This is a genomic window from Lacihabitans lacunae, assembly GCF_042649125.1.
Classification (GTDB): Bacteria; Bacteroidota; Bacteroidia; order Cytophagales; family Spirosomataceae; genus Leadbetterella; species Leadbetterella lacunae.
The window spans coordinates 88,935-100,975 of sequence record NZ_JBHRYQ010000002.1; the positions used below are offsets into that span (position 1 = coordinate 88,935).

Genomic DNA, 12,041 nt, shown 5'->3' on the forward strand with positions numbered 1-12,041 from the left:
TCCATATATGAAATGATAGACGCAAGGCTAATCTGATTAGGCTTGACCTGTGAAAACTAATAACAAGATAAATACAACAGGTATTATCTCGCAACGGAGAACATACGAATAGTTTATATGTTGGTAAGCTAATGAATTAGCCATTAAAAATGAGATTATAATAAGAACCTCCTAAATAGCTACCAAAATTCTTATTTGGGTGGGTCATCTGATTTTGCCATGAGTTTAATTGATTATGGGTTTAAATAGGTATTAAATATTGATTTTCATATTCTTCAAAAGTATAAAAAGCGAATTCAATTCTACTATTATTTAATTGTTGATCAACGTTTTAGGTTAATTTAATGTGTCACAAAGGGAATGTTTTAGTAATTTGAAATAAGAGACTGTAGCAATAATATAATATTTAGCTTAATTTGGTTTTATATTAGTTTGAGTAATTCGGCCATTTAAAGTTGAATTATTTTTAGACTAGTGAGAGTTGCAATGGCTTAAATTTGGTGATACTTTACTTTTTTAAGTACAAATCTTGTAAACCCTCCAAGATTTTCTTTAAAATGATTTTGTAGAAAATAAATGAACAAATATTGGGATTAAAAAGGTATCATTTTGAATACGAGTGAACGCTAAGTATACAAAATCTCTAGCTACAAGTGTTATTTTCCTATTCACTATACCTCATTCATTATGGGGGTATCTATTTGAAATTTCACTGACATGTCTGTTTTTAACAGGCCAATGTCTTGTTATGTCACATAATCTCCCGCCACAATAGTTGGGTCTGTCGAAATGATACCTATATTCTCCTCGGTTTGAATATAACTACTCTCATATTTGCTAAGTACTTGTTATATATGACCACATAAGGGACTTTTATTTCATGAAAATGTTATTGTTGGATTACCTGGTTCTTTTCTACCTTCTTTTGCTCTGCTTGGAGCCTTAATTTGTTTAGGTCTGTTTACTATTTTTTTTCTTGTCTTTGAAAAATCGCCTAATATTCCGCTCAGAGTTTGGTAACTCATATTCATAGGCCCAGCTGCCGGCATTATTTACGATTCGGCCTTCAGGTGTGGGTATTTGGTAGGCTACATTGTTTTTATAAATTATGCCGTTTGCATAATCCCAAATGTCGCCTGTTGAGTTTTTGCGTTGAATAAGTTCACTAGCTCCGTTATAAGTAAATGTTATCCATCGGCCATCGGCCCAATTTACCTTTTTTACTTTATTGAGATAGGTATCGTATTCTATCAAGGATATTCCTTTATTCTTGTCGGTTTTCAGGCCACCATTTGGCCAATATTCATAGTCATCGTTTGTGGTATTGAGATTTCTAAAATCGCCCATGTCTTGATTTCCAATAATGGCATCATTTACAAAATTAAGTTTGTTTCCTGAATTGCCATAATTATAGCTCAAATTATCAATAAGCCCAAAACTACCGCCATTTATACCGTAGCGTTGCAGGGTGTTGAATACTTTTAAAAATTAATGCTCACTGAAAAATTACAATTTCTACCCCAAAAGGGTGTATTGATTACTTGAATGGAGATAACAAGGCATTTGGTTTATTACCTTATTTAATCAAAAATATGTGGAAATTCATAGTTATCAATTGATTCAGCCAGTTCTTTAGGACTAATATCATAATTGTTTTTTTTATTACAATCTGCTCCGTTTGCTTTTAATAATAAAATTATATCTATTAACCCGTGTGAGTAAAATACAGCATTTGATAGAGGAGTATTTCCATTTTCATCTTTAGCATCAACAATTGCTCCAAATTGAATTAATATTTTTGCAATTTCAAATTGACTATGAATTGCTGAAAAATGAAGAGGTGTTCTTCCTTCTTTATCTCGATGGTTTACGTTTGCTTTTGCTAAACACAATTCTAATACAATTTCTTGATATCCTTTTACAATAGCATCATATAATATAGTTCTCCCATACTTATCCGTTCCATCAATATTGCAACCATTTTCTATTAAATCTTTTGTCAATGACAAATTGCCGAGTAAAACCGCTTTTTCTAAATCTTTATTCATTTTCATATGATTTTTCATTTAATTTTTTCTTCATATTTATGTGAAGCATTAGTCTTTTTGTCTTCTATTTGATATATATTCGGATCGTTTTGGTCTTTTATGACCTCTTTCCTTGTTTTTTCTTGATTTGCAGGGTCTTTCTTGTACTTACTCCACTCTTGCCCAGTTTTGTGTCCATACACTTCTTGTCCTTTTTCAATCGGCTTTTGAGTATTGGGGTCAATAAATCTTCCATCTTTTGTTTTCCTTCCAGCCTCTTTGATGGCTTCTTTAGTTCCTTTTTGCAATTTTACTCGGTTTTTCATTGCATCAACTGCATTATCGATCAGTGCACCACCAATCTTCTTTACGGCTGCTCCACTTACCGCAGGCAGCAGTAACCCGCCCGCTGCAAATACTTTATCAGAATCAGTAGCTGGTTGTCCATCAATATGTACAGCATTGCCCCCTCTGGTAACATTAGTAACCACAACGGTCACATCATCAACATCTGTCCAACTCAAGACTTGGTCAACTTTTTTACCAAGCCATTCTCCAAACTCTTTTAACTCCGCACCCTCCAGCTCCACACCCTTACCAAACTTATTCTCCTGAAAGGCATAAACAGAATTGTAGGCGTAGTCGGAAGACAGCGGATCTACCATCCAAAAACGGCCGATTGTTGGGTCCGATGGCCTAAACTTGAAGAAATCTATGTTTAGCTTAAAATCCTCAATGCGTTGCTGTTTTTGGTATTGAAAGTGGTTCTTGTATAATTTATTTCAATGTACTTTGTTCGGATAAAAACTCCTCGATTATCAATTTTCATCATTTAAAGCTTGTCGTAATGCTGAATCGACTTTCAAATGCGTTATTTTTGAAAAATAACCCCTCAACGACAAATTAAGATGCCGCAAATCTTTCTATTTTCCTCTTATTTCTTTTAGCTTTTTCTCTAAATATTTTACATCCTCGGGAGATTTGCCACGATCAAAAATATTATCTATCCATCTACCATAAGCAACTTTAAAAAATTCAAGGCCTTCATTTGTTAGATCCGAACGCATCAGTTTTGTATCATCAGATGCATCCTCGTTGATATCAATAAGTTTTCTTGTAACTAGAGAATTATCTTGTAGAAAGACAAAAAAACTCTTATATGATTTGTAAACTAATTGATTATCAAACTCATAATTCCTTTCTCTCTTGGTATGCCAAGATGCATTTATTACAGTGAAATCTTTTTCCATATGCTTATTCTCTTCTACTTGTTCGTGTTGAAATTTCTTTAATATTTACTAATTCTCTTGTAATCCTATCTCTAACAAATGTTCCTCCATTGTCCCTAATTCTTTCCTCTTTGTCAAATTGCTTTATTTTGTTAGCAGTTTTACTTGTTGTTTCTACCACATCTTTGGCTTTGCCATTTTCTATAACAACATGATCAATCCTCCGTCCTTCGCCAGTAATTGGGTCTTTTGCAATTTTCCCATCCGGGGTTCTAAGGTATTGCTGGTTTTGAACAGATGAACCAGGGTTATTTTTAACTAAATCAGCATGTTCAGCTACTTCTCTTGCGGCACCTGCTGCTTGATTGGCTTTTATGTTTGTGACAGCATTAATAATTTTCTTTACAGCTGCTCCACTAGCTGCAGGCAGTAATAAACCACCCGCTGCAAATACTTTATCAGAACCAGTCGCTGGTTGTCCGTCAATATGAACTGCATTGCCACCTCTGGTAAGATTAGTAACCACGACGGTCACATCATCAACATCTGTCCAACTCAAGACTTGGTCAACTTTTTTACCAAGCCACTCTCCAAACTCTTTTAACTCCGCTCCTTCCAACTCTACACCCATCCCAAACTTATTCTCTTGCAAGGCATATACAGAATTGTAGGCGTAGTCGGAAGAAAGCGGGTCCACCATCCAAAAACGGCCGATTGTAGGGTCTGAGGGTCTAAACTTGAAGAAATCAATGTTTAGGTTAAAATCCTCAATGCGTTGCTGTTTTTGGTATTGAAAAAGGTTCTTGTTTACGCTGGCTGATTGATTAAATATGTAGCCAAAAGGATCAAAGTCAGACTGTTGTTTTACTTTTAATTGACCATTTTCGGAAGCAAAACTTAGTCGAAGATTGCCCCAAATATCGCGGTAGTCATATTCATAATTCCAAGAATTGCTTGTAAAAACTATCCTGCCTTCGGCATTATTTAAAGAATAATTATTGCCGTTTTTATAAATCAAATCCCCGACATAGTCCCAATATTCACCAGCTGAGTTTTCTTTTTTCAAAAGCGATCCAGCCCCATCGTAATTAAACTTGAGCCAACGACCATCGCTCCAAGTTACTTGTTTAACCTTGTTGAGATAGGTATTGTACTCTATCAGGCTTATGCCCTTGTTTGCATCAGATTTCAAAGAACCATTTGGGTAGTAGGTGTAATTTGAACTATTTCCGCTCGCCCGAAAATCTCCTACGTTTGGATTACCACTTACGGCATCACTTACGCCAGTTAGCCTATTTCCCGAATAAAAATAGCTCAAATTATCAATAAGTCCAAAAGCACTTCCATTTATACCATAGCGTTGCAGGGTGTTTATGTTTCCGTTTTTGTCATAGCTCATGCCTGCAATACCGAAGTTTTCGTTGCTTACGTTGCTTGCATAAGTAGCATTGAGTAGTCTTGAGCTTTTATCGTAGCTATAGGTGTAGCTTCGGGTGGGTTTGGCACAGCTGTATGGATTATCGGGGCTTTGCCAAGTTATTTTACCGATATTGCCATCATAGTAGCCGGCTGTTTCGTAGTCTAGTTTATAGCTCAAGAGGTCGCCCTCGGCGGTGTTTAGGCTTGGGTTGACGCCCTTTAGCCAGCCACGGATATGATAGGCGTAGTCTATGGTTTGTAGGGCGGTGCTTAGGTTTGTGGTGTTGTTGCCTACAAATTTTAGATTCAGCTTTGTGCCGGCACCGCTAATGTTTAGCCCGCCATAGGTGATGACATACATAATGTCTTGGCTCTGCTGGTTGAAAAGGTTAACGGTATGGCCTACGTTTATTTTCACGGCGTCGCCCACCGTTGGTACGCTTGAGCCTTGCCATGTGCTTGGCTGTGTCCAGCTGCCAGAGGTCATGCTTTCTTTGCTATTGCCACAGGTATAGTCCACAGCCCCGGGCTCTATTATTTTCCTGTTTAATCGCCCTAGGTCGTCATAACTATAGTTGGCGAGTACCTTGAATGCTTGGCCGTTGATACTGTGGCGAAGCTGTGTGGGGCGTAGCATAGGGTCATAGTCGGTCTGGGTTTGGTTGCTAATATCTGCTTGGCCCGCCTTGCGGTGTGTTAGGTTGTTTTGTAATACTTGGCCCGCAAAACCGTATTTGGTGTTTACGAGGTCTATTCCTCCCAAATGATTCTGGGTTTTGGCCTGAATACTCCTGTTTTTGGTGTCAAAATACTGTGCCGATATAAAGAACTGGTTGTGGTCGGCTTGGTTGTAGGCTACTGTGCCGGTCTGCAGGCCTTTGGCCGAGGTGTGCTTGGCATGGAAGGCACTGCCCCCCTCAAAGGCCAGGTTATTGTTTAAGGCCGATACAAAATCGTATTGATCATAAAAAGTAAAGAGCTGCACGTCGTTTATACTTGGGTTGACCATGGCCGGAAAACTAGTGCCACTGTAGCCACTACCACTATTCCATACTTCGTCGGGTGCGGTATATACATTAAAGGCAGATTGCAAAACAGATTGAGCGTTAGCATTGAGGGTTTCGCCCCTGAATACTTCTCTATCAAAGGCATCATATTTCTGGAAATTCCATTTGTTGAGGGTGGCCTGAAAGGCGTCTTGCTGCATCACCAAACGGTCTTTTTTGTCGTATATCATTTTGGTAAATCCTGCCGCAGGTACGTGCTTTTCGGTGTTTCGGCCTCTTGTATCATAATTGTAGAAGAAGACCCATTTCTGAAAATCGGCGGAATTGTACGTAAAACCAAGGTTTAGGTCATAGCCCATGGGTTGAATAATGGCCTTGGGCCTGCCTAAGCCATCGTAGAGGTAGTGGGTATGTGCATATACGCCCGTTTGCAGCTGCTGGCGTTTTTCTATCATTCGGCCACGTTTGTCGGTGTATGCTATGGTTTCGTTGCCCTGCTCGTCTAGCACTCTTTTTTTGAAGAGCGAATGGGCAGGATAGGAGCCGTTTAAAACGATGTTATTGGATGCGTTGACGGTATAGTATCGTACCTCTGTACCGCCAGATTCATAGAATATTTGTGTCTTTTTGTTTGCTGCACGCCATGCTTGCCCAGCCCCAAAGCTGGCCATTGGGCGATTGAGCGGGGAAGCTTCAAAAATAGTGCTGTCTGTGGGAGCGGTATCAGCATAAAAACTTTGGGCAAGGCTTTTGGCATGACTACCGACCAAATTATTAACCATGAGGGCAGCTTACCACAAGAAGTGGTTATTGAAGATAAAACTGCTTCTGAGCAATTAAGGCTCATTGCCGAACTTGAAGAAGAAGACAAGCAAACGATTTTTAAACTCGTGGACAAAATGCTGACTAATAAGCGGTTTAAAGATTTTTTTGCCAAAAATGCAGCTGCTCTGTGAAACCAAAAAGCCCTCAAAAATTCCAATTCAGGAAACTTTAAGGGCTAATCAAAACTATTTTTAAAAATAATTCAATTATTTTCTTGTGAACTTTAAGGCACTTTTGAGTACTAAAAGACACTTATTTGTGATGCCATCGACAATCTTTAAAGCCGCTCAACTTGGAGATATTGTGGCGGTGTTAGGATATTGATATTATTTAAAAGGATTAAATTCCCAAACTTCGTTAGTTCCGTATTTATATTTATCTTCAAAAATAACGGTCTGGCTATCTTTCCACTTGAATTTCGAGTAGTAGATAAATTCTCCTTCAAATGCTTTCTTCTCTATAAACTTTTCACGTTTGAGTTCCTTTCCAGATTTGTCAAAAAGTATCCAATAGACTTCAAAAATATCTATGTCCCAATTGCACCAAAAACCTATTTTGTGCTTTTTATCAGGTGATGATTTAGGCTTGCCAACTTCGAATTGGTACGCTAAATTTTTCTCTAAACATTTATTGTAAGCGTCCAAAAGTGGGTCTATTTCCCAACCCTCTTTCTCTGCTATTTGCATCATGCCTTTATGAACAGCTTCTAACTGCATCCGCTTCCTATCTTCTTTACCTAAAGTTGAATAGGTGTCAAAAGCAAAATGATTTCTAATTGTAATCATATCTACATAACTCTCATAATATTCTAATAAATCGCCCCAATCATCACTTACTACTACATTGCATTTCTTTACTTTTCCAGTATTGTATTCTTTTATAAAAGACCAATATAACTCAGACAGACTCCAAGTTTCTGAGTTAAATTCTTTTGTAAAAATCCGATTATACTGTGCACTAAGTTTTATTTCCCTTAATTCCATTAATTTGGTCTGATTTGTCTCCTTGGCTTTTCACCAAATTGTTCTTTATGCTTATTTACCATTGCTTTTTCCCAATCAAGGGCATTTTGTCTATTGCCTAAATTCCCGTCAATTACACGACCGCCAATATCAGGGTCATTCCCATATTTTGTCTTTAACTTTTGATTTATTCTGGTCGATCCATCCTTGGCTACTTGGCTTGCATTTCGTTTCTGTCCACTTATTCCATATTCTAAAATATCGCCAGTTTTCTTATTGAAAATTTCGTAACCATGCTGTACTTTCTGGCTTAATTTAGAGTTCCCATGTATCGCATCAGTAATCACCCCAAGCCCTTTAGCAATCTTGGGGGTTTTGGCTAAGTCGCCTGCGTATGGTACGGCAGCCCCTAAGAGACTTGCACCAGCTCCCCAATAATCGCCACTTTCGGCAGATAACTTTGCACCAATCAAATCCAAGGTTGGCGTAGGGTCAAAAACTCCTCCAATATCTACGGCAGCTTGCAAAACGTCATTGCCCGAAAGTGTGTAGTTTCCGCCAAAATCAACTCCTAAACCGCTGGCGTTAATTTTTAAATCTACCAAGTCAGTTTTTACAGTAACACTCGAATTATTAGCTCCTAATAAAATAATGTCTACAGGTGCATTCCCGTCGGGATCTATAAACCGTATCGGATTGTTATTAACATAAACATAGGGCGAAATACTTAGGAATTTATCCGCCAATGGATCTACCATCCAAAAACGGCCGATTGTTGGGTCTGATGGCCTAAACTTGAAGAAATCTATGTTTAGGTTAAAATCCTCAATGCGTTGCTGTTTTTGGTATTGAAAAAGGTTCTTGTTTACGCTGGCTGATTGATTAAATGTATATCCAAAAGGATCAAAGTCAGACTGTTGTTTTACTTTTAATTGACCATTTTCGGAAGCAAAACTTAGTCGCAGATTGCCCCAAATATCGCGGTAGTCATATTCATAATTCCAAGAATTGTTTGTAAAAACTATCCTACCTTCGGCATAATTTAAAGAATAATTATTGCCGTTTTTATAAATCAAATCCCCGACATAATCCCAATATTCACCTGCTGAGTTTTCCTTTTTCAACAGCGAACCAGCTCCATCGTAATTAAACTTGAGCCAACGGCCATCGCTCCAAGTTACTTGTTTAACTTTGTTGAGATAGGTATTGTACTCTATCAGGCTTATGCCCTTGTTTGCATCAGATTTCAAAGAACCATTTGGGTAGTAGGTGTAATTTGAACTATTTCCGCTCGCCCGAAAATCTCCTACGTTTGGATTACCACTTACGGCATCACTTACGCCAGTTAGCCTATTTCCCGAATAAAAATAGCTCAAATTATCAATAAGTCCAAAAGCACTTCCATTTATACCATAGCGTTGCAGTTATCTTTGAGTTTTGTTTAAATTGGTAAAGCCTATTCCTGACATCTTAATCGTTTCATACTTTGTTTACAATACGTTATATTTTATTTCTATTTACCAAATGATGCATTAATTTGGGAGAAGTGGGATTTCGAAGTTGATCCACGCTATCAAATAATTCATTTACTTAATCACAGGTATTGAGTCTTTAAAAATTATCAATAATATAAAAAAGCTAAAAAAGCCAATAGTTGTAATTAATGTTAGTTTTCTTGGCATGGGATCATATTTTAAATAGTTGCCTTCACGAAGGCCAAGAATATACTTATTAAACAAATAGTGTAAGGTTCCTAATGTAAATCTACTCAGCCATTTATTTGGCAAAAAGCTATCAATTGAAAGAGTTTTTACATCGAATATTATTAAAAAAAAGAATAGTAAAATAAATTCTATTAACATTATAATTAATATTACATATAACTCTGTATCGTCAACTTTTCGAAGTAATTGATGTAGTCCACTTAGATAACCAAAAATTATTTTTTTCATTTTTGTTTAAAGTTTTCAGCGTTTGCCTTGTCATAATCGTGCCAGATATCATCTTCATAATACCCATAAAGACCTCCTAAAATTATTGCTGGAACAGCGATTGGTGCAGATAAAGTTGCAGCACCAATACCCAATGCGGTTAATCCAATTGTCGTTAAGGCATGAGTATTTGTTATTTCACCTGCATTTGCTTGAAGTGCAGAAGATGTAACTGTATATAAAGCAGTAATACTTCCAGCAAATTTCAACCCCTTAGCCAATTTCAAGGCCTGATTCCTCGGCAAAGCATATTGTCTTAAAATGTTAATAGGTCTGTTTTTTATCAAAGGTTGACGTGCAATAGCTTTTGCATCAATTTCAGCCTGAGAAAGTACATTTTTAGCACCACCATAACGGTGGGTTCCATCCCATTTAGCAATGTTTTCAATTCTTTTGCCTAGAAAATACTCTGCGGTTCCAGCTGAGCCCATCCCAAATTCATAGAAAAAGTTATAAGAGTTATTATTTCTTTGTGCATGGGCTGTAGGACCTGAACCATCACCATTTACAACCATTCCATCGATATACGTAAATTGGGATTTGCTTTCTCTGTAAACATCATAATTTTCTCCATTAGGGCATGTTTCACATTTTGCAACTTGATTTGTTCCATTCGCCAATGAAGGATACAGCCCAAATCGGTCATTGAACAGTATGGGATTATTTATGGCATATGCGTAAGAATTTATTCCAGGTAAGAACTCCGCTAATGGATCGACCCTCTTAAACTCCTGCCCACATTTCGATTTCTTACTCTGTACTAATCGGAATATTTGAATACTACCGTGGGCTACCTCTTGGGCGAGACCGATAAGGCGGATTTGTTCAAAGACCCCGTCATGCTCCAACGACTGAGCGAACTGGACAAGATGGAGAACACCGAAAAAAACCATATCCTGCACGTGCTGGATGGCTTCATTAAATCAGTCAAACTTAAAAATATCGCCGCTCTGTAAATGAAAAAGCCCTCATTCCGAGAGATTTGGGCTTTAGATTACTTCGGGTTTAAACCATTTACCTCGCTCGGCAACTTTTATTAAATGTTCTATCGTTATCGGTAGCTTTTTGACCTTTGAAGGATAAAATATGCGATTAAAAGTATCTCTTAATATATGCAGAGGGTGAACCTTTTCAAAGAAATAGTCATAATAATCGTATTCTTTTCCATCAATCTTAAATGTTTCTCCGAAGTCATTAAAGAATTCGTCAATCTCTTCTGATCCAAAACCTAATGATTGAATCGTTGTATTTAGATTAATCTTATTTTTCTTGATACCTTGCTTTTCAAGCAAACCTTGTATTTTCTCTAAATTTTCCATGCCATTATCTTTTTTTAAGATATTGTAATTGACCAACACCAATACCATAACCGACTGGAGTTACTAAGTTTCTACTTAAGACTATCCCTAAATCCCTACTTTTTGCAGATAACCCAACAAGTGGCGTACGAACACTGAATGGGAGTTGCCCCATGCTTCTTTTGAGTCCGTAGGAAACCATATTAGTATACTTACTTGCACTTCCAAAACCTTTCGGTAAACCTAAACTTGTTTTGGTTACAGGCATTACTTTTCTTGTGAGTACAGCTTCGGCGACTTTTTCGCTACCATAGCCAAGGTCGTAGGCTACTTCTCCTGCTGTCATGTTAGGGATATTATTGGCATAGGCATCTACCGCCATTGCGGTTTCGGCTCTCATCATCATGCCTTCGGGGTCGGTAACGCTACCCATTTTTGCCATATTGACAAATCCTTCGCCCAAGTCTTTCCAGCCTTGTGTAGTGGTCAAGCTTGATAAAAATTGCCCTGTTTGTTCCAGACCTGCGTATGCCCCCATACCAAAGGCTGTATTAAAGGGCATGGCAGATGCCACTTGCCTATCGCTTACTTGGGCAGTTTGGTTGGTCTGCCATTCTTTTCCTGTCCAAGTCCAAGAGCCATCTTTATTTTCTACTTGAGCCCCTGCGGCATAAAGTTTGGCGGCTTCTTCGCCTTGTGGACATGAGGGACACCTGCCATCGGGATCGGTGAACATGACCGGGTTGTTCCAGAACGCATTGTACGGGGTAAAAGCAACTTGGTTCGGGTGGTCAGCTAACGGATCGACCGTTGTGAACTGTCCACGTGCAGGATCATACATTCTTGCTCCAAAATCTATCCAGCCTATTTCTTTGATTTCCTCTTTGCCTTGATATTTAAAATTTGATTTTGTAAGACTATTAGCTGAAAGTGCCGAAATTTCAAAACCCCATGGATCAGTCGTATTCAGTTGGTTTATTTTAAGTTTACCATTTTCCTTTGTATAGCCAACTCTTAAATTGCCCAAATGATCCCTATACTCATATTCATAGGCCCAAGTGCCGGCATTATTTACGATTCGTCCCTCAGGTGTAGGTATTTGATAGGCTACATTGTTTTTATAAATTATGCCGTTTGCATAATCCCAAGTGTCGCCAGCTGAGCTTTTGCGTTGAATAAGTTCACTAGCTCCATTGTAAGTAAATGTTATCCATCGGCCATCGGCCCAATTTACCTTTTTTACTTTATTGAGATATGTATCGTATTCTATCAAGGATATTTCT

General features: G+C 38.0%; 12 protein-coding genes. 1 reads left to right on the plus strand and 11 read right to left on the minus strand.

Annotated elements, in window-relative coordinates:
- Nucleotides 1–951: 951 nt before the first annotated feature.
- The 5 genes from ACFOOI_RS21855 to ACFOOI_RS21875 all read right to left on the minus strand — a co-directional run bounded on the left by ACFOOI_RS21855 (nt 952) and on the right by ACFOOI_RS21875 (nt 6,464).
- On the minus strand, nt 952–1,419 hold the full coding sequence (locus ACFOOI_RS21855; protein WP_379840312.1) for a hypothetical protein: 468 nt from the start codon (nt 1,417–1,419) through the stop codon (nt 952–954).
- A gap of 161 nt (nt 1,420–1,580) precedes the next feature.
- Nucleotides 1,581–2,048 (minus strand): ankyrin repeat domain-containing protein, encoded by a 468-nt coding sequence (locus ACFOOI_RS21860; protein WP_379840313.1) that lies wholly within the window; start codon nt 2,046–2,048, stop codon nt 1,581–1,583.
- A gap of 14 nt (nt 2,049–2,062) precedes the next feature.
- Nucleotides 2,063–2,692, minus strand: coding sequence for a GH-E family nuclease (locus tag ACFOOI_RS21865; protein WP_379840314.1), 630 nt, complete (start codon nt 2,690–2,692; stop codon nt 2,063–2,065).
- Between the two features lie 258 nt (nt 2,693–2,950).
- The gene (locus ACFOOI_RS21870) at nt 2,951–3,277 is read right to left on the minus strand and encodes a hypothetical protein (RefSeq protein WP_379840315.1); all 327 of its coding nucleotides are present in this window, start codon (nt 3,275–3,277) and stop codon (nt 2,951–2,953) included.
- 4 nt (nt 3,278–3,281) lie between these two features.
- Nucleotides 3,282–6,464, minus strand: coding sequence for an RHS repeat domain-containing protein (locus ACFOOI_RS21875; protein ID WP_379840316.1), 3,183 nt, complete (start codon nt 6,462–6,464; stop codon nt 3,282–3,284).
- Between ACFOOI_RS21875 and ACFOOI_RS21880 the strand changes: the two genes are divergently transcribed.
- Entirely contained in the window at nt 6,438–6,638 is a 201-nt protein-coding gene (locus ACFOOI_RS21880; protein ID WP_379840317.1) for a transcriptional regulator, read from the plus strand. The two genes, ACFOOI_RS21875 and ACFOOI_RS21880, sit on opposite strands and share 27 nt — an antisense overlap.
- A gap of 195 nt (nt 6,639–6,833) precedes the next feature.
- Here ACFOOI_RS21880 and ACFOOI_RS21885 read toward each other — a convergent pair whose 3' ends face one another.
- The 6 genes from ACFOOI_RS21885 to ACFOOI_RS21910 all read right to left on the minus strand — a co-directional run bounded on the left by ACFOOI_RS21885 (nt 6,834) and on the right by ACFOOI_RS21910 (nt 12,031).
- A complete protein-coding gene (locus tag ACFOOI_RS21885; protein ID WP_379840318.1) occupies nt 6,834–7,490 on the minus strand; it encodes a hypothetical protein in 657 nt (218 codons plus the stop codon).
- Complete coding sequence (locus ACFOOI_RS21890; RefSeq protein WP_379840319.1) at nt 7,490–8,845, minus strand: RHS repeat-associated core domain-containing protein; 1,356 nt, start codon at nt 8,843–8,845, stop codon at nt 7,490–7,492. Before ACFOOI_RS21890 ends, ACFOOI_RS21885 begins: the two co-directional genes overlap by 1 nt.
- Nucleotides 8,846–9,055: 210 nt before the next feature.
- Nucleotides 9,056–9,421, minus strand: coding sequence for a hypothetical protein (locus ACFOOI_RS21895; RefSeq protein ID WP_379840320.1), 366 nt, complete (start codon nt 9,419–9,421; stop codon nt 9,056–9,058).
- Complete coding sequence (locus ACFOOI_RS21900; RefSeq protein WP_379840321.1) at nt 9,418–10,362, minus strand: hypothetical protein; 945 nt, start codon at nt 10,360–10,362, stop codon at nt 9,418–9,420. The genes ACFOOI_RS21895 and ACFOOI_RS21900 overlap by 4 nt, the downstream gene beginning before the upstream one ends.
- A gap of 87 nt (nt 10,363–10,449) precedes the next feature.
- Entirely contained in the window at nt 10,450–10,779 is a 330-nt protein-coding gene (locus ACFOOI_RS21905; RefSeq protein ID WP_379840322.1) for a DUF1493 family protein, read from the minus strand.
- A 4-nt stretch (nt 10,780–10,783) separates the two neighbouring features.
- Nucleotides 10,784–12,031 (minus strand): RHS repeat domain-containing protein, encoded by a 1,248-nt coding sequence (locus ACFOOI_RS21910; protein WP_379840323.1) that lies wholly within the window; start codon nt 12,029–12,031, stop codon nt 10,784–10,786.
- Between the last annotated feature and the right edge of the window lie 10 nt (nt 12,032–12,041).